Below are 17813 nucleotides of genomic sequence, written 5' to 3' on the forward strand. Positions count from 1 at the left end.
GATCATTGCTCATGTCGATCTCCGCCATTCTAACTCGCTCGGCGCTGCGCCGGCGATTAGTCGGGCTGGCCGAGGAACTCCGTGGCCGGGATCATTGGAAGGATTCCGGCGCCTGCTTGGCCGGGTTTGCGCAGATCTTCGTGAATTTGAGCGAAATTTGAAAATAAGAGCCGCCTGAAGTGGCAGTTGACGTAAGACTCGGCCGTCTACTTTTCCATAGCAGCTTTTGTCGTTAATTTTCGAGAAATATCTCCGTCGTCCTAATCTTTATGCATCTTGATTTTTTCCTCCTTCAGCAGAATGTCCATCGCTTCGATCACTGTTTTACCGTGGTTTTCCTTGCAATACACGATAAGGGCGTGTTCGCCAGGTTTGACGCGGGTCAAATGGTAGAAGTGCTTCTTGGCGAGGCCGTTGTACCAGCCGGAATACCAGTTGGTGAGCGCGTCAGCGTCCTCCTGATACGTGTTTGCGAGTTGGGCGCATGTGATTTTCTGAACGTCAATGAAACCGTTCGCGTCTGCCAGAGTGTCGAGGCCAACTTGGGCTTGCGCCGAGGAGACAAGGGCCAGCAGAGAAACAGCGATAGTGCGAGCGGTTATCTTCATCGTCGTGCTCCGAAAATCGTTGTGTTCCGAAATTCGCGGCGGGGGATAGATACACCGCGGAGGGCGACAGACGTTAGCAGCGCCCGCAAAGGATGAGCACGTAGCTTACTGTAGGGTTACGTCGAGGAAGCGCCTGATTTCATCGTCCTGATGCGGGAATCGCAGATGTCTCCCCGCATTTTTCCAGTCCCTTCCTACATCCTCGCATCCGAGCCAGATTCCCCCACGTCGAACCCAGCGCCTGGGAGGACGTGTGCTCTTCAGAACGAACGCGAGGACGTCACTGCGGATGACGGCGATGGTCTGACCATTGCTGGGCGGCGCCCCTCGCGGGTTCGTCGCGCTCAACGCGCTGACGACCCTCTCGTAATGCGTCTGCCCAAGGTCACCGCCAGACGCAAATACCCCGTGTTCGATTATTCGGGATACGTCTCGCTCCGGTCCGGCGTCGCCTTGTGGAAAAGGATGAACACCAGAGGGTTGCCGGGTTCGGACATCGCGTCGCTGCGCTGTCCCGTCACCTCACCGGCCACGCCGCTTGTATATTCCGCGACGACTTCTCCGAAGCTGTTGCGCTGGATGGCAACCTTCTGGCCGGCTTCGACCTTTTCATTGAGCTCGACGAGATGCTCGACGATCCCGCCCTGGCTCGCCAGGATCGGGAACGCACTGTTGCCGACGAAGACATTCACGTCCTTGCCTGTGCGCCCCATCGGCCCGGCCAGGATGCCGTGATGCTTGAGGACGTTCAGGGTGCCTTCCACGAACAGCGCGATCATCTCGAGGTTTAGCACGCGCGCAGCGCCAATCTCCGGCGTAAAGGCGGGGATGCCCGCGTCCATGAACGCGTTATGCAGGACGCCTGGATAGACATGATTGTCGAAGATCTGACCCACCGGGTAAAGTTCCAGCATTGCTTTGACCTCCGGCACATCCATGCCGCCGATATTGAAGGCGGTGACCTCGAACCCCGTTGTCCCGGTATGGAAGTCGATCGCGGCGTCGGCGTTCGGGCGCAGCAGCCGGTTGAACAGCAGGCCAGCGTGTCGGCTGGCTGCGGTCGGGCCATTCTCGTTCCCCGGCCATTCCCGGTTCATGTCGATCAGATCGTTGCCCCTGCCGAAATTGGGCCATCTGCGCTGCATGCTTTCGACGGCCGGGCGGGCGACATCCGTGACCGCCATCACCGTGCCCGACATCTGCGCCGGATCGAGCTGATTCATCACCGTTTGAACGGTATGGATGGAACTCATCTCGTCGCCATGCACGCCGCTGGTGAGGACGACGCGCTTGCCCGGCCTTGCCCCCTTGGCGACCGTCACGGACGCGTAGCAGTGTAGCCCGGTGGGCATTTGCACGCCCCGAAAATACAGATGGTGCTTCCTGCCGGGCTCCAAGTCACTGACGTTCAGCGTGCTGACGACCTTCTTTCCTTCGATCGTATCGCCCGTATAGACCGTGGCGGACGCCGCCCCCGAGGCAGGCCGACCAACGGGCGTAGCAGCGTTTTGGGCCATCGCAGAGCCCGTGCTCGCTACGAGAGCGGCCGATGCGCCGATCGTTGCAATCATAAAGTCGCGGCGATCGGGGCGTTCTTCTGGCTTGCCTGGCATGATCTGTGTCCTAACCGTGTGAACCGCGGTGCAAGGTCAAATTGACCGTCTCTTCCCTCGCCTAATCACCGTCGAATCCGCTCTTCCTGGGAACGCGAGGATGGCCACGACGGGCCGCCCCCCTCGACGACCAGCGCGTCGTGAAAGCTCGGTGGCTTTGCGACGTCTACGAGGCGTTCTGCAAGCTTCTGCCTCTCGAGCACAAGATGGCGGTCTTGGGACGTCTCTGGAGAAGAGGGAGGAAATTCGGCGAGCAGATCGCGAATGCGCTCGGCAGGAGCGTCGTCCGCATGCGCCGCGACGCTGATCCGCCGAATAAGATGCTCATCCATATGTCAGATCCGCCTGCTGGATCGGATGGTAGTCCGCAGCCGTGCCGGATGCGAGGCGAACCTCGCGGCGCCGCGGTGCGCCAGGAGCTGACGTTGGCACACTGCCCGATAGTGGACGATCGCGGCCCTGGCCCTGAGCGGGGGCTGTCGCCGCACCGGAAGCGGTGATTCAGTCTCGGAACGCCGCCCCCTTGGCGAGACATTCGCACAGCTCTGCATAGACCGACGCAATCCGCTCTCGGGAAGGGAAAGCGCCGAGCGCGCGCTCAATTCTGCTCGCAAGCGTGCCGGCCCGAGAGATGCGCTCCAAATGCGGGATGCAGCTTCCGTCAGCAGAGCGCCCGAGCAGATGGCGCCAGAGTTCGCCGGCTGTGCACGCGTTTCCCGGTCGGCCGAGGGCGGAGAGATAGTCCGCATCGTCGATCAGCGCGTCCTCGGCCCGCTCGATGCAGCGGCCGAGGATGCTGACGAGGCGGCTGGTACCCAAGGGAGCGGCGAGAGGGGCCTCGTCCAGGTACAGCAGCCGAACAGCAGCGATTATCGCTTTGGCAACGGCGAGGTCCGCTTCAATGCATTCCTGCGTGTCGGTAACGCGGATCTCGATGGAATGGCGGTCAAATCGTGGTATGGCGCCACGGGAATTCAGCCAAGGAAAGCGCAGCGTACCCTCGGGATCGGCCTGTGCAAGACTGGCGAACATCGGCGCCAGGATCTCTGCCTCATAGGCGCCTGCGCCGCCAATGCTGTCCGGGATGATGTTGCCGGCGACGAGCGGGTAACGCGCAGCATTCGTCCGATAAGCCTGCATCCGGAAATTGCGGAAGCCGGTCAGCCGAGCGTCCGCTACGGGTGAGCTCGCCGCGATGGCGGGGATGATCGGAAGTACGCGCCTGATGGCCTCGTGGAGCCGCGCGAACTCACCGTCGTCCGCGAAAGGCAGGTTGATATGGATGCTCTGGAGATTGGCCCAGCCATGCGTCCTCGTCTCGAAGATGCGTTGGTAAGCACCGTAGATGCCGTGCGGATCCACCGGCCAGGGTCGAGCGTCTCGCGGATCGAGCCACGGATGCATCGCGGTCGGCATCAGCCTTGCCCCGTGCTGCGCCAGGCGCCGGTTCATGGCGTCGATCTCGGCCTGCATCGGCTGTCGCAGCGCGTCCAGCCGTTCTATCGGAGTGGGGTTCTTCAGCTCGAGTACGTGGAGCATGAATTCGTTCGACCAGCCGAGCGCACCGGCTGGTGTGTCGAGATCGTCGAGCACGACGTCGGCGATCGGCATGCAGCGCAGGTCTTCGCGGCCGACGATCGCGTACTCGATCTCGATGCCGAGGCGCTCGAACGCGCCATAGCGGGTCACTGCCGAACCATCCGCAACGCGCGGCGCACAATGGTGGCGATCACTGCCTCGTAGAGCTCCATGCCGGCGACGCCATCCTCCTGCCCGGCATCGACATTCGGATTGTCATTGACCTCGATGACGACGCTGCGGTCCGTCAAGTCCTTGACGTCGATGCCGTAAAACCCGTCTCCGATGGCACCGGCCGCCATTGCCGCTACCGCAAGCACGCGTTCAGGAACATTGACGAGGGACACGGCCTCGGTCCTGCCTTCCTGATAGCTGCGCGTTCCAGCGTTGCGCACGACCTGCCAATGGCCCGGCACCATGTGATAGCGGCAGGCGAAGATCGGCTGTCGGTCGACAAACCCTATGCGCCAGTCGAAGTCAGTCCGGAGGTATTCCTGTGCCACCACGGCGGTTTGGCTCTGGAACAGCGTCGAAGCGTGCTCGTACAGTTGGGCTGCACTGTCGACGCGGTACACGCCTCTGGAGAACGAGCTCCCCGGCTCCTTGAGCACGCAGGGCAGTCCGAGCATTGCTACGGCCCGGTCGATGGTTTGGCTGGTGAGGATCAGCGTTTTTGGCGTCGGCACACCGTGCATGGAGAACAGCCTCGCCTGAACAATCTTGGACGCACAGCTCAGGATGGAGGCGTGATCGTCGACGGTTGCGAGGCCGAGCTCAGCCGCCTTTCTCGCGAAAGCATAGGTGTAGTCATCGGTTCGAGTGTGGTCGCGAATGAACAGCCCGTCGAACTCGCCGAGACGCTCGATGTCGCCGGCCGTGACGATCTCGGTCTCGACCCCAACCGTATCCGCGGCCCGGACGAACAGTGCGATCGCCGCAGCATTCGAGGGAGCGAGGGCGCACCCTTCAGTTCTGAGGATGGCGACCCGAAGCCGCGGACGAACCGCAGCTTTGAGGCGAGTTGCCATAACGCGAGCCGGGTCAGCCATCTCGCGCAGCATGCCGCCGATACATAACCAGTCACTTAAACTTGATGCCCGCTGCCGGCTCGCGGTCGCGCTGTGGAGCGCGGTAATGCTCACGATCTCACCGTGCGATCGATCCTTGGCCCTCCTGCGTCAGTGAAGGGCCTGGTCTGCGTCGCTCCACTCCTCCGCCGCCGCGAGAAAGGCGGCACGCAACGCGGTGGCATTCTCGGCCTCGAACAGCGTTTCGTGGTTGCCGGGAATATCGATGATGCGGAGGTCGGGACAGCGTCTGCGCCAAAGATCATCGTTCGACACCGTGACACGCGTGCGCAGCAGAACTGCGGGCGCGCGCAGATGAGTGACGCGATCGTCCAGGTTTGGCATCCATGTGGCGGTGATGCGGATCAGGAGCCGCATGTTCAGCTCTTCTTCAAAAGCTGGATCAATCTTGCCGATTCCATGAAGCGGCGCAGGATAGTCTCGCGCAAGCACGGGCAGCCCATCTCCGGCAAGGCGAAACAGGCCGCGCCAGACGAGCTGCCGGGCGTGAAGCGCAAGCGCGCCAGGACGGCCGCGCCGGAGCAGATCGGCCGCATGAGAGACGAGGCGTGCTTTCCAGTGCATCGATCGTGCCGCGGCGATGGCTCCGGAATCGATGATGCACAAGCCCGCAACGGTGCGGCCGAGGCTCTCGAGACGCAGCGCAACTGCATAGGCGAAATGGCCGCCGATCGAAACGCCGAGCAGCACGACCGGCATCTGCGGGACACGATCCATGATCTCCGCCGCTAGATCTTCGACCAGGGCTTCTGCGGTGAGACCGGCATCGACATAGGTCTGCCAGGTTGGATAGCGCAGCGCGACGATGCGCTCCCGGTCCGACGCTTCGGCGCAGAACGGCGCACAGTCCGGCGCGTGGCCGCTCGCGCCCGGCAGGACGATGAGAGGCAGGCGCGCGGCGTTCATGCGCGGGCCACGGCGGTTCGGGACAATGCCGTCGCGATCGTGCGCGCGGTGTACTCGGCCCCGGCGACGAAGCGGAACACCGGGCCGAAGCTCATCGACGATGCCGGACCGACGAAGCGCAGGCCCGGGACGGAGGACTGGAAGGACGCATCGAGCCGCGGCGCGGAACCGTGCCGGGCAATGGCGCTGCGCAACTCGGGCGCCAGAAACGGGATGCGCTCCACGTTCACCTCGTAGCCCGTGCCGGCGATCACCCGGTCGACGAGCAATTCGTGATCCTTCTGGTCCGCGCCGCGTCGCAAGCGGAGCGACACACGATTGCCAACCTCCCGCCCCTCGACGATCATGGTGTCGTGTTCGACCGGCACGAGTGCCTCGACCCGCTCGCGGAGCCACCACGCGCCCTCGGGTGGAAGGAAATTTTTCAGGACGAGCGGGCGCGCGCAGGCCGGGAGCCGGTGGAACGCGCCGGGCAGTTGCATCAGCGCCCATGCCTTCGGACTGCCACCCAGCGCGGAGATCGGCCAGCGGATTCGCTGCCAGGGCGTCGGCGTGCGGCTCCCTCGGTTCATCCACAGGGTCGACGGCTTGCGGATCAGTAATCGTGGCGACGCGCCGGCTTCGTGAAGCAGTGCGGCCGCCTCCAGGGCGGACTGGCCGGAGCCGATGACCGCGACCTCGAGGCCCTGGAAGGCGGCGAAGCTGTCGACTTTGGCGCTATGCGTGGCGACCGTTCCGGGCAGCGCCCGCAAGGCGTGCGGCATCTTGGCGAAGTTCGCGAGTCCCGTGGCGACGATGACGTCCGATGCCTCGACCTCGTCGCCATTGCTGAGCGTCAGGATGAAGCCTTGCTTCCGCCGGGAGACATTGGCGACGTCCACGGGCTCGATCCAGTCGACGTGCTTCTCCTGAAACCAGCGGCCGTATGCGGCGAAATTCTCGATGGAGCACGGCTCGAAGGTCTCCAGGCCGCGCGGCTCGTTGTAGTCGGCGAAGGTTGAGCCCGGGCGCGGCGACGAGATGTTCGTCCCGAAGCAGTAGGATTTGAGATAGCGCCGCGGCCCGGCGCGGGCGATCTGGCTCCAGAAGGCCATGGGCTGGCCGAAAATCCGGTGCGCGACATTGCGGGCCGCGAGATGGCTCGCGAGCGAGAGCCCGTAAGGTCCGCCGCCGATGATCGCCACGAGTTGCTTGCTCATCGTCACAGCCCGCGCGCGACCAGGGGAGAGGACGGGAGCATGGTCCGCACGAACCGCGGCGCTGCCCGAAATCCGAGATAGATTTCGGACAGGATATGGATGATGCCCGGCATCGGATCGTTGCGATCTGAAGCGAAGTGGACCATCTGCGCGCGATTCTGCCTCGCCCAGCCCCGCCAATACGCAAGATCCTTGAGGCTTGCCCGCATGCAGAGCGTCTGCGCCAGCAAGATCGCATGGAGGGTGAAATTGTCACAGAACACGACCTTCTCGGCCGGGCTCTCATGCTGCGCCTCGGCAGCGAGCGCCCGCACGGCGTCGGTCTCGCCAAGCGCGTCCAGATAGGCCAGCATCGGCATAGGCAACCCGCGTCGCAGGTCGAGGCCGATCTGGTTGAACAGGCGCGGGTTGAAATCGATGACCGCCCAGGCGCCGTCGTGCTGGATGAACTCGATCTCGAACAGCCCGAAGTAGTCGAGCTCGCGGCAGAGTCTATGCACCGCCCGCGACAATGCGGGATCGGCGGGGCACGACTCGTAGCACACGCCGACTCCCACCGGCCGAGAGCGCTGGAGAATCTTGGTCGAGCGCCGGGTCACGAACACATCCGCGCTGCGTCCGATGAAGCCCGAGATGGACACCACGCCTTCGCGCCCGATCTCGACGAATTTCTGGATCACCGGGCGCACCGCGTCGGGCGGGCGCGGTGTATCGTCGAAGCGATACCGCTCGCGGGCAAGGAAGCGTGGATATTCCGCCGCGAGCTCGTCCGGCGAATGCACGACCACGCCCTTGTCGTTTCGCAGGCGATGGACATGGGTCCGCGGCTTGATCAGGACCGGATAAGGCAGGCGCGGCGCCAGTTCGGCGAGCTCGTCCAGGTTCTGAGGATCCCAGCTCGGCAGGACCCCAACCCCGGCGATGGTTGCGGCCTGTTCGAGCAAAGCCTTGTCGAGGATGCGTTTGATCGTTTCGATCGACGGCTGATACAGGCGGAAATAGCGCGCGAGGAGCGAGGCGTTGGAGGTGTAAAGCCAGACCAACTCGTCGGAGGTCGGCAGCAACACCTGGCCGGGATCAGCCTTTCCGATCGCGAGCAGCCAATCGAGGTAGCGCATGCTGTCGCTTTCGACCGGCCCCGCATAGCGGCGCCCGACACAGCGCGACCATCCGGCCGGGCAAAAGGGGTGATCGGCGACGACATTCACGCCGACGCCGTAGGCGACGAAGTGGCGCAAGGCTGCGATCGTTCCCCCCGAGGAAGCCGATCCCAACAGAACGGAAGGCCGTTTGAGAATGGGTTCGTCCATGCCAAGCCCCGATCTTATGGAAGCCATCTGGCCGGCGCAGACGACTCGCGCGAGTGAGCGACTACTTCTAAAACGCGTCAGAATGCCGCAGTGACGCAATGTTCTCGGAATAATTTTGATTGGCTTGCGAGAGCTGAGGAGCCACACCTCCGTGGCGTGAAGCGTTGCGATGCTTGCGCTAGCCCATTGCTATCGGGCGGCGCCCAGAGCGGGAAAAGATCACGCGGCTTATTTGATAACGCCCTGACGACGAGAGCCGAGACTTCGCGCCGATCAAACGCGCAACCAGTTGCGCTTTGCGTACCAACACCAAGTCGCAGCCGTGTGCGAGACCTGACGCGCGCAGCAGCATCATCGAACCGGCGCTCTCCATTTTCGTTCAGGGGTAGAGCTGCCATCTTCACAGTCTGGCCACTTCTTGATTTCGCCGAAGATGAGTACGGATGCCAACTTTCGTTCACCTCCAACCAGGGCGCCATCCAGCGCCGGATATGTTGCGAACAATCTCGGCGGATACTCGCTGGGGACGCTTATCGTCCAGTTCTTGCGTACGGCGCCCGCGCGGCGGATCGCGACGCGAACGATCCTGTGGAGCATCATCGATCAGGGCCACTCCATGCGGGACGAGTTCCCGAACGGCGATATTCTCCACAGTCTCGCGGAAGCGAAGACCGTATTTATGACAGAGAAATCGGAAACTACTCGAATATATCAACATAACCTACCAATACCTCCCGCTTAATAGCAAAGCAAAACAATCCAAATTTTGCGACCACCATTTAAACAATAGGCGTCACGGCCTGACATAGGTCCAGCCTCTCTCTTGCAACTCCATAACGCGCACCACGCCGGATTTTACGACCGACGCCTCGGGGATGATAGGAACTTCCTTGTTCTCGGCCTTGCTCATATTCTCTTGAGTATTGCCGCAGGCTTTGAAGGAAATCGCTGGAGTGCTCGCTGCGATCGCCTTGATCCGCGCCTTAACCGGAGAGGTATCATCCCGAAGCATATGCAAGCCCGGACCGAAAGTGACAATCTCTATTTCTACCGGCTCTCCAATATCCTTGTAGTATTGCGCGACGTTCGTCGCATTGTTGAGCGCCAGGTTCATTGTTGCGGGCTCGTTGGAATTTACCTGTAGAATAAGGTGGTGGACTTTTGTCTCGGACGCGGGTCGCTTTGATGCCTGCGCAGTGGTCTGCTTCTTTTCCTGCGCCGCTGACGGCGGCACGGCGATGAGGAGCGCAGCGATGCCAACCAGTGCAGCCCGGGCGGTGTTCTTATAACCAATCATCACTGCTTCTCCCGTAGTGGTTCGAGGATTATCGGTTGTTTGGCTTGGCAACGACGTTCGGCCACTTGCACGCTGCGGCGATCTTGGCTCGGACGACCGCCAGTCCGGCTAGCGCAAACTGCCCTTCATAGGCAGTGCCGGTGCGGGGCACGAGGCGGACATAGAGGCCGGCTTCGTCAGGCAAGGAACGCAACAGCTGCACGACATCGGCCCTGAACGCGGCGCCAGAACCGAATGATGGCGCCCCTGCTGCGACTTGCAGCGGCTGAGCGTCATTGATGCGGTAGATGATGGTAGAGTCAGTGCTGCCACCGACCAGCGCCGGCCCTGAAACCGCCAATTCGGTTCGGCCGCTACGGCAATAGATCGACAGCCGCGTCAAGGTGCTGTCCGATCCACTGCTCGCAAACGTCGTCGCGGTGAGGATGGGAGTATAGTCGATCGGCGAGGTCGTCTCGCTGACGATCCAGTTGTCTTCGCCAAGCGCCGGGCGATCAATCGGCACTATGCTACGCGACAGCTTGTCCAGGCAGTCTAGCCGCGCAGCAGGCTCCATCACGGCGCAAGCGCGAAGATGCACCATCGGATCTACCCCATCCTGCGCCAGCGCGACTCCGCAGGCGATCTCGAACGCGATGGATAGCGGGATCGCTTTCATCGCAGAGCCCGCGGTGCTCGCGGCTGACGATCCAACCATTCCTGCGCCGCCGGAAAGCGGTCGAGGCCGGGGACGGTGGCGGCCAGGTTGATCGACTTCCATTTCGCGTCGAAGCCGGGGGCCTGAAGCCTGTCGATGCGGGAGAACAGCACATCCACAAAACGGGCGACGCGTTGATAGCGGTTGGTTTGCGCCGCCCAATTGAACGCGACGAGCGCGGTCGGCACCGCAATCGTCTGCACGCGCTCGCCTTGCTTGATCAGCCCCGGATACTCGTTCGCCTCCAGCACGGCCGGAAGATAGTAATCCTCGAACTTGCTGTCGTATTTGACCGGAAGGAACTTGAAGCCGGGTTCGAAGCGCCCTCGCACGAACGCATCGACCGGCTTCGAGGTGATGAAAACGACCCCGGCGATCTCACCTTTGCGCATCTGCTCGAGCGCAAGCTGATGAGGGATGAATGTCTTTTCCGCGTTGATGCCGAGCCGGCTGAAGATCAACGGCCCCGAATATGCGGCAGCGGTTCCCTGCGTGTTGAAGTTCACCTTCTTCCCGGCGAGATCCTCCAGGCTCTGGATCTCGGGCCGAACGAAGATATGCAGCTCCGACGGGAAGAGGTTGAGGATGTAGGTGATCCGACGCCGGATCTGGGGCAGTTGCGCCTTGTATTCTTCCAGTGCGTCGGAATTGATGATCGCCGTATCAACGCCACGCAGGTAGAGCAGCGAGTTCAGATTCTCGGTGGCGCCCCGCGTAACGATCGGCAGGACAAGCAAATTCGGTCCATCATCGACGACGCGAGCCATCTCCGCCGCGAGACGAAGGGGCGCTCCTTCTATCAAGCCGGCGGCAAGGCCGACGGTCCAGGCGTTCATCTTCTCCTGTTCCGTCGCCTGCGCTGAGGTGCGACGCGACGAGGTCGTAGTCTGGGCCTCAACTTTGGCTGTCTGCGCGGACAGATCAGCCGGCTGGAGCCCCGGGGCAAGCGCTATCAAAGCAGTCAGCAGGAGCAGGCTTTTTCTGGGGAACCGTGTCATCCTCGAACTCCCTCGCAAGGCACCACAATCTAACGATGAGCCGGAGCAGCACGGCCTGACAGGCGCTTCACCGACCCAAGGTGTCGAGCCTCTCCTTCGCCTCCCGAATGCCGCCCGCATGCGCCTTCGCGTAAAGCTCGCGCGCCTTTGCCACCTCGCCCCGCGTTCCAAACGTTCTCCAGGCAGAGAGAATGTTGGGGTCGTATGTCTCCGCCAGCATGAAGACCGCGCGAGCACTGCCCAACTCCGCGGCACGTTCGAGCACGATCCGCGCAGCACCGATGTCGCCTTGGCCGAGCAGCGAGGCAGCGCGCGCAATCATTCTCACCGCCTCGGGGCCGCCTTGCACGTCCGAGGCAGCCGGCGACGCCATGGCTGTGCCGGCCGTAGATGCGATCTCCCGCGAAAGGGGCATGTTTGTCGCCGTTTCCGGCTGAATGCGCGCAGCAGCCGCGCGTCGCGCCGCATCGAGCTCGGCAGCCCCAGCTGCGGCTTGCTCGCGCTCTTGCCTGAGCGCCTGTTGAAGCCCCGCCACTTCCGCCTCATAGGCTCGCCTGCGGAGTTCCGTCTGTTCGCCGATCAGGCGAAACTGCACCGCCAGCCTTTCGTTCACCTGCCGCGCCGTCGCCAGTTCGCTCTCCAATGCGGCGCTGCGGGCTCGTTCCTCGTCGAGTGCCTGGGTGTGCCGCGCCGTGGTTGCCAGCAATTCCTGTCGCGCAGCTGCGGCGTGCTCTGCGAGGACTGCGGCCCGCTCGCGCTCCTGTTTGAGCACCTGCCCGGCCGTCGGCCCCGCTTGCAGCTGCGCTTCCAAATGCTCGATGGTACGCCGGGCTTCGGCCAGTTCCTGCTCCAGGGCTGCCTCTTGCGCCAAGACTTCGGGCGGCTTCCGGCCCGGGGATTGCTGCGCATCTGGTGCGTGCGTCGCCGCGGCCGGCTGCTCCCGCACAGCCTGCGTCTCTTCCGCGGGTGGGCTGGCCTGGCTGTCGACGGCTCGCCGGACCTCAGGGAGGGCGGTCTTCGAGTCCCGGCTCGCCAAGCCGGTATCTTGAGCGACGATGCCATCGCTGACAGGTGTTTCGGCAGCCACTTGCTTTACATGGTAAATCAGTATCGTCGCCGCAGCGATTACAGTGACGACGGGCGTAAAGAAGCGCCGCCAATGCGTCGGCGCGATCTTGATGGGGCCGTGATCCTTCCCACCCCAATCGCCCGCCTCCGGCGACCAGCGACCGACGTCGTAGATCGCATTCGCATCGTCCTCGACGATGACGCAATGCCCGTCTTTCGGTGCGGTCTCGATCGCGTGGCGCATGTAAAAGACGCCTGCTTTGACGGCGTTATCGAACCATAACTTCTCCGCTTTGCCTACGAAGGAGCCCTAATCTCCGCATGGCAAGTATGGGGCACAGTATCCCGAATTGCGGCGCTACGCCACACGGACTTCGGGGCGTGCTGACGTCTTGCGACGGCCTGACGCCATGAACCGGCTCCGGTACCGGTCGCCGCAACGCGACCCGCACTCAATTGTCTCATTTCTCGCTTGTTAGCCGGGGCATTCGATGCGAGGCCGGCCTGCCCGCCGGGTCACCTCGCGTCGCTTTCAAGAATGCGACGACATCGTCGAGAACCGGCGCCTGCCACTGCAACAACCTGGAGATCGCAGTTGCCGTTCGAGCGTGGTCGAGCCCCGGATAAATCTTAAGCGAGACCGACTTGGCGCCAGCACTTTTGAGCGCCTGGGCCAGCCGCTCGCTGTTGCGTGGCAGGACCGTGGTGTCCTCCGAGCCCGTCGCCAGAAAGATCGGCGGAGCGTCGCGGCGAGCAAAGTTGACCGGCTGCGTCTGGATGAGGTCGCGGGCGTTTCCGAACGCCTCCTTGGTGACGTCGATGTCGAGCGGCAGAAAGTCATAGGGGCCGGAGAGCCCGACGGTGGAACGGATGTGGTTGGCGCGTAGCCCAACGGCGGCAAGATAGCGATTGTCCAAGGTCAGCATCATCGCGTTATAGGCGCCGGCCGAGTGCCCCATGAGGTGCAGCTCTCGCGGCGTACCGCCGAAGCGGGCGATGTTATCGCACACAAAACGCAGCGCCAGCGCGCCGTCCTCGATGAAGACCGGAAAGCGGACCTCGGGCACCAGGCGATAATCCGCGATCACCGTGACGAAGCCGCGCGAGGAAAGCGCGTCTCCGACGAACGCATAGGTCTCTCTGGCACCATCGGCCCACGAACCACCATAGATGAAAAAGACAACCGGCTTCGGAGCATCTCCGCCGCCCCGCGGAACATAGATGTCCATTCGCTGCCGGGGATGCGGGCCATAGGCGACGTCACGCGCGCCCTCGGTCAGACCGCCGGGGCGCAGCGCGGCGCAACCCGGAAGCGCCGCCGCAGCAAGCATGGGAACGATCGCGCGGCGGGAGATTTCGGTCGTCATGGTCGCCATCGGCCTGAGGATTATCCCACTCAATACGCCCCGCTCACCGGGATGGATCTGCTTCCCGGCTGCGCGAAAGCCCGATGTGATGCTGAACCGCTAAGGCTTGCGCGACGTATCTCCTGCACAACCCTGGAGGTCGTGATGCGCTTCGTCGCCGGCTACGTCGCTTTTCTTGTCGCCTTTGGGATCTGCGATGCCATCTGGCTCGGCACGATGACCGCGAGGCTCTATCGGCCTGCGCTCGGCGACCTGATCATAGAACAAGTGCGATACTGGCCGGCTGCGCTGTTCTATTTCGGCTTCCCTCTTGGCGTGGTCCATTTCGCGCTGATGCCGGCGCTGCGCGACGGCGGCGGAAGCGCCGCGCTGATCAACGGCGCGCTGATCGGCCTGCTCGCCTATGCGACCTATGACCTGACGAACTACGCCACGCTGCGTCCCTGGACGCTGACGATCACGCTCGCGGACCTCGCCTACGGCACGGTCGTCGTCGGTTTCTGCAGTTGGATCGCCTATGGCGCGGTTCGCCGCGCCATAGAATGGGGATGGGTGTAGGCCTCGCCATCGGCTCTTCGATCAGGCGGGTCGCAACCTGTAGTGGTGGACGCCCCAGGCGTCGCCGTTGGCATGGCCGAACAACCCGCTCGTCGCCAGAAAGAACAGGCGCCAGCGCCGGCGCCAGAGCGGCGCTTCCGTGCCATAGACCTCCCGCAGGATCGGATCGATCATCGGCAGGTTGCGATCGAAATTGGCCAGCCAATCCTCTGCGGTGGCCCGGTAATGTTCGCCGTTCCAGCGCCACTCGGCCTCGACGGCGAATAGATCGGGGAACTGATGCGCGAGCGTCGCGCTCGGCATCAGGCCGCCGGTGAAGAAATGCTGCGCGATCCAGTCGCCCGCATCAGTGGCGTCGAAGCGGTAGCAGCCTTGCGTGTGGGCGAAGACGTGGATGAAGAGCCGGCCGTCCCGCTTCAGCCAGTCGCGAATACGACCGAGAAGCGCGCGCCAGTTCGCCATGTGCTCGAACATCTCCACGGACACGACGCGATCGAAGTGCTCCTCCGTCGCGAAATCGTTCATATCCGCGGTAACGACGCGAAGATTTCCGAGGTGGCGGCGCCGCGCCTGCTCCTCGATGAAGGCGCGTTGCGAACTCGAGTTGGAGACCGAGACGATCCGCGCCTTCGGATAGCGCTCCGCCATCCATAGTGACAACGAGCCCCAGCCGCAGCCGAGCTCGAGGATATCCTGCCCGTCGGCGAGGCCGGCATGCTCTGCCGTCAACGCCAGCGCCTTCTCTTCCGCCGCTGCGAGCGTGTCGCCGGGGTCGGCGTAGTAGCAACAGGAGTATTTGCGCCTGGAGCCAAGCACATGCTCGAAGAAAGCGGCCGGCACTTCGTAGTGCTGGGCGTTGGCGGCGTCGGTATGAACGGCGATCGGAAATCCCGCCATATCGCCGGCGAAGGCGGCCGCCTCGATCGATCGCGCGGCGATCGAGCGATTGGTGCGCCCGACCAGCGAGGCGATCACCATGCGGCTGACCGCGTCGGGAACGGGGAGCCCTTCGCCCCAGTTCGAGAGCCTCTGCATGATTGTCATGGCGTCGCTCCTTTCGGCGGCAGCGGAATCAGGGCGCTGGTTCGGCGCTGGTAGTCGCGATAGGCCGCTCCGTGCTTGGCGAGCATGTGATCTTCCAGAGGCGGGATGCCGGAAATGCGCGTCAGCAGCAGCGTGATGCAGGCAGGTGCCAGCAAGGCGAGCCAGCCCCAGGGGTAACCGGCCGCCGGCGCGATGACCGCGTAGCAGCACCAGAGCAGGCATTCGAAGAAGTAGTTGGGATGGCGCGACCAACGCCAAAGACCACGGTCACAGACGCCGCCCTTGCGCGAGCGGGCGAAGGCGCGCAGTTGCCCGTCCGCGACGGCGCCGCCTGTCAGGCCCACGACAAAAATGACAATGCCTGCGAGGTCCCTCCAGGCCAGCGAAGGTGCGGGATTATGGGCTGCCAGGACGATCCCAAGCACCAAGGGGATGCTGACCAGCGCCTGTATCTGGAGCAGCCGAACCATTTGCCGGGGCGCGTCGCTGCCCCAGCCGCGCTTGAGCTTGGCATAGCGCGGATCCTCGGCGATGCCGCTCGTGCGCCGCGCGATGTGCAGGCCGAGCCGAAGCGCCCAGGCCAGTGCCAGCGCGGCCACGAGCAGACGTCGAGACATCGGCCCCGCCCCGAAAGGCAGCAGCGCGGCAACGACGCCCGTGGCACCCACCCCGAAGGTCCAGACAACATCGATCCAGCCGGAGTTGCCGGTCCGGCGCTCGATTGCGGTGGCCAATGCCATGAACGCCGACATCGCCACTGCCGCGAAAGCAACAGCCGCGGCGAAGGAGGCGATCGTCAAAACCGCACCAGCGGCTGCAGCAGCCGGCCGAGCCAGCCTTGGAGCAGCACGTTTCCGGTCATGGCGACGATACAGGTGCAACCCTCGACAGGATCGACGCGCGGCGTGTGATCGTGCTCGGAATCGGCCTCGTCGAAGTCCCCGGCCGCATAGCGACCGTATTCGTGCTCATAGGCGCCCGCGAGGATCGTGGTCCATTCGAAGCCGCTATGCTTGTGATGCGGCAGTGCGATCCCCGGCCCGGCACGCAACATGAAGACGCGTGCATCCGCGCCGGGAACGTCGACGCGCCGCATGGCGATGCGGATGCCGATCGGGCGCCAGGGACCGAGGCCATAGGGGCGCAGGACTTGTGGCATCCCGGCTTCGAGCGTCGGAGCGGCCGCAACGGATACTGTCGCGGCTTGTGCTGCGGTGCTCGTATCGCGTGGGCCGGAGGCCATCGCGACGGGCTCCTCGGCTTCCAGCAGCGCGCCCTGCACGGCCTCGAGTTCCCGCAGCCGCTGCCGGCTCTGCCGATCCGCCTCGATATGACAGGCGACAACCACCGCCAGGCCTTCGTCGAGCTGTCCTGCGGCGAAGGCGGCGAGCGTCTCGTCGGATGGGCGATGCACGATGCTCATCGCAGATCCTCCAGCCGGCTGCGCAGATGCGACAGCGCCAGGCGCAGGCGGGACTTCACCGTGCCAAGCGGAATGGCGAGGCGATTGGCGACATCCTGGTGGCTGAAGCCTTCCAGGAAGGCGAGTTCGACCACACGGTACTGATCGGGAGAGAGCTGGGTCATCGCAGCGCGCACGCGTGCGTCGCGTTCGGCGCCAGATAGTGTCGCATCGGGTTGTTCGGGGGCTTCTTCATCCAAAATCTCGTAAGCTTGCGACAGCCGCGAGCGCGTTTCGCGACGGGCAATATCGATGCGCAGATTGCGCGCGATCGTGGCGATCCAGGTCGAAGCGCTCGCTTTCGCGGGGTCGAACAGCGCCGCCTTGCGCCAGACGGCCAGCAGCGTCTCCTGTGCGACTTCTTCGGCCAGCTCGGCCGAGGCGCCGCCGCGCATCAGCAATCCCTTCACCCGCGGCGCGAAATGGTCGAACAGCGCAGCAAAAGCCTCCCGGTCGCCCGAACGCGCGATGGCGGCAATCAATACATTGGGGTCGAACAAGACGACGAACCCACCTCCTTGCGCGATAGCTCCCGCCTTGCGCATGCCATCGACAGTCAGGGCGAGTGCGGGAACCATATGACAGTTACGCGGATGTCGGCACGTTGGATCACTAGCCCTCGCTTCATAGTGACTTCGGCCGGCATCACTCGACGGCCTTCCAGTTCACGTCACGGCAGATCAGGCGCCCGACGATGCAGCCGCGTGTGGTGAGCGCGCCCGCCGTTGCCGTGATCGTCATGGAGTAGCTCCAGTCGCGCTTGGGATCATAGGCATTTCCGGAGAAGGTGCCGTCGGGCTGGCGGGCCAGTGTCATGATGAGCCTGTCGCCGGCGGCCTCGCCCTTGCTGGTGTCGCCGATCCAGAGATTGGTTGCGCAGATCTTGTCGCCGCACGGTGCGATCCGCACGCGGGCATTGCCGTCGTCGCGCAGCCAGGTCCCGTCGAGATCACCCGCGGCCGCGCCTCCAGCCGAAAGAGCAGCAAAGGCGAGAGCGAGTAGAAAGCGCCTCATGACGAT

Annotated in this window: 20 protein-coding genes; 2 read left to right on the forward strand and 18 right to left on the reverse strand. The window is 63.6% G+C overall.

Features of this window, described 5'->3' with window-relative positions; translation table 11 throughout:
* The first annotated feature begins 11 nt into the window (after positions 1-11).
* The gene (locus AC1DIN_RS11005) at positions 12-161 is read left to right on the forward strand and encodes a hypothetical protein (protein ID WP_476809806.1); all 150 of its coding nucleotides are present in this window, start codon (positions 12-14) and stop codon (positions 159-161) included.
* Between the two features lie 99 nt (positions 162-260).
* On the opposite strand, the gene AC1DIN_RS11010 is transcribed toward AC1DIN_RS11005, so the two are convergent.
* The 13 genes from AC1DIN_RS11010 to AC1DIN_RS11070 all read right to left on the reverse strand — a co-directional run bounded on the left by AC1DIN_RS11010 (position 261) and on the right by AC1DIN_RS11070 (position 13729).
* Positions 261-608, reverse strand: coding sequence for an HdeA/HdeB family chaperone (locus tag AC1DIN_RS11010; RefSeq protein WP_476809807.1), 348 nt, complete (start codon positions 606-608; stop codon positions 261-263).
* A 416-nt stretch (positions 609-1024) separates the two neighbouring features.
* Positions 1025-2221: a M14 family metallopeptidase gene (locus tag AC1DIN_RS11015; protein WP_476809808.1), complete on the reverse strand. Its 1197-nt coding sequence runs from the start codon at positions 2219-2221 to the stop codon at positions 1025-1027.
* 65 nt (positions 2222-2286) lie between these two features.
* Positions 2287-2553 (reverse strand): hypothetical protein, encoded by a 267-nt coding sequence (locus tag AC1DIN_RS11020; RefSeq protein WP_476809809.1) that lies wholly within the window; start codon positions 2551-2553, stop codon positions 2287-2289.
* 169 nt (positions 2554-2722) lie between these two features.
* The gene (locus tag AC1DIN_RS11025) at positions 2723-3910 is read right to left on the reverse strand and encodes a carboxylate-amine ligase (protein ID WP_476809810.1); all 1188 of its coding nucleotides are present in this window, start codon (positions 3908-3910) and stop codon (positions 2723-2725) included.
* Complete coding sequence (locus AC1DIN_RS11030) at positions 3907-4941, reverse strand: ATP-grasp domain-containing protein (RefSeq protein WP_476809811.1); 1035 nt, start codon at positions 4939-4941, stop codon at positions 3907-3909. The genes AC1DIN_RS11025 and AC1DIN_RS11030 overlap by 4 nt, the downstream gene beginning before the upstream one ends.
* A 36-nt stretch (positions 4942-4977) precedes the next feature.
* The gene (locus AC1DIN_RS11035; RefSeq protein ID WP_476809812.1) at positions 4978-5793 is read right to left on the reverse strand and encodes a thioesterase domain-containing protein; all 816 of its coding nucleotides are present in this window, start codon (positions 5791-5793) and stop codon (positions 4978-4980) included.
* A complete protein-coding gene (locus AC1DIN_RS11040) occupies positions 5790-6992 on the reverse strand; it encodes an NAD(P)-binding domain-containing protein (RefSeq protein ID WP_476810045.1) in 1203 nt (400 codons plus the stop codon). Before AC1DIN_RS11040 ends, AC1DIN_RS11035 begins: the two co-directional genes overlap by 4 nt.
* Positions 6993-6994: 2 nt before the next feature.
* Entirely contained in the window at positions 6995-8302 is a 1308-nt protein-coding gene (locus AC1DIN_RS11045) for an ATP-grasp domain-containing protein (protein ID WP_476809813.1), read from the reverse strand.
* Between the two features lie 793 nt (positions 8303-9095).
* The gene (locus tag AC1DIN_RS11050; protein WP_441470048.1) at positions 9096-9599 is read right to left on the reverse strand and encodes a DsrE family protein; all 504 of its coding nucleotides are present in this window, start codon (positions 9597-9599) and stop codon (positions 9096-9098) included.
* A 28-nt stretch (positions 9600-9627) separates the two neighbouring features.
* Entirely contained in the window at positions 9628-10257 is a 630-nt protein-coding gene (locus AC1DIN_RS11055) for a hypothetical protein (RefSeq protein ID WP_476809814.1), read from the reverse strand.
* The gene (locus tag AC1DIN_RS11060) at positions 10254-11294 is read right to left on the reverse strand and encodes a TAXI family TRAP transporter solute-binding subunit (RefSeq protein ID WP_476809815.1); all 1041 of its coding nucleotides are present in this window, start codon (positions 11292-11294) and stop codon (positions 10254-10256) included. Before AC1DIN_RS11060 ends, AC1DIN_RS11055 begins: the two co-directional genes overlap by 4 nt.
* Before the next feature lie 67 nt (positions 11295-11361).
* Positions 11362-12606: a hypothetical protein gene (locus tag AC1DIN_RS11065; protein ID WP_476809816.1), complete on the reverse strand. Its 1245-nt coding sequence runs from the start codon at positions 12604-12606 to the stop codon at positions 11362-11364.
* A 217-nt stretch (positions 12607-12823) separates the two neighbouring features.
* On the reverse strand, positions 12824-13729 hold the full coding sequence (locus AC1DIN_RS11070) for an alpha/beta hydrolase (RefSeq protein WP_476809817.1): 906 nt from the start codon (positions 13727-13729) through the stop codon (positions 12824-12826).
* 144 nt (positions 13730-13873) lie between these two features.
* On the opposite strand from AC1DIN_RS11070, the gene AC1DIN_RS11075 reads away from it, so the two are divergent.
* Positions 13874-14287, forward strand: coding sequence for a DUF2177 family protein (locus tag AC1DIN_RS11075; RefSeq protein ID WP_476809818.1), 414 nt, complete (start codon positions 13874-13876; stop codon positions 14285-14287).
* A 21-nt stretch (positions 14288-14308) separates the two neighbouring features.
* Here the strand turns inward: AC1DIN_RS11075 and AC1DIN_RS11080 are convergent, their stop codons facing one another.
* From AC1DIN_RS11080 to AC1DIN_RS11100, 5 genes are all read right to left on the reverse strand, one after another.
* The gene (locus tag AC1DIN_RS11080) at positions 14309-15331 is read right to left on the reverse strand and encodes an SAM-dependent methyltransferase (RefSeq protein ID WP_476809819.1); all 1023 of its coding nucleotides are present in this window, start codon (positions 15329-15331) and stop codon (positions 14309-14311) included.
* Complete coding sequence (locus AC1DIN_RS11085) at positions 15328-16071, reverse strand: DUF1295 domain-containing protein (protein WP_476809820.1); 744 nt, start codon at positions 16069-16071, stop codon at positions 15328-15330. The genes AC1DIN_RS11080 and AC1DIN_RS11085 overlap by 4 nt, the downstream gene beginning before the upstream one ends.
* A 56-nt stretch (positions 16072-16127) precedes the next feature.
* Positions 16128-16754 carry a ChrR family anti-sigma-E factor gene (locus AC1DIN_RS11090; protein ID WP_476809821.1) on the reverse strand — a complete coding sequence of 209 codons (627 nt, stop codon included), beginning with the start codon at positions 16752-16754 and terminating at the stop codon, positions 16128-16130.
* Positions 16751-17293, reverse strand: coding sequence for a sigma-70 family RNA polymerase sigma factor (locus AC1DIN_RS11095; RefSeq protein WP_476809822.1), 543 nt, complete (start codon positions 17291-17293; stop codon positions 16751-16753). The genes AC1DIN_RS11090 and AC1DIN_RS11095 overlap by 4 nt, the downstream gene beginning before the upstream one ends.
* A 145-nt stretch (positions 17294-17438) precedes the next feature.
* The gene (locus tag AC1DIN_RS11100) at positions 17439-17807 is read right to left on the reverse strand and encodes a DUF2147 domain-containing protein (RefSeq protein WP_441470057.1); all 369 of its coding nucleotides are present in this window, start codon (positions 17805-17807) and stop codon (positions 17439-17441) included.
* Positions 17808-17813: the final 6 nt, after the last annotated feature.

The organism is Allobosea sp. 05T438 (assembly GCF_056396025.1).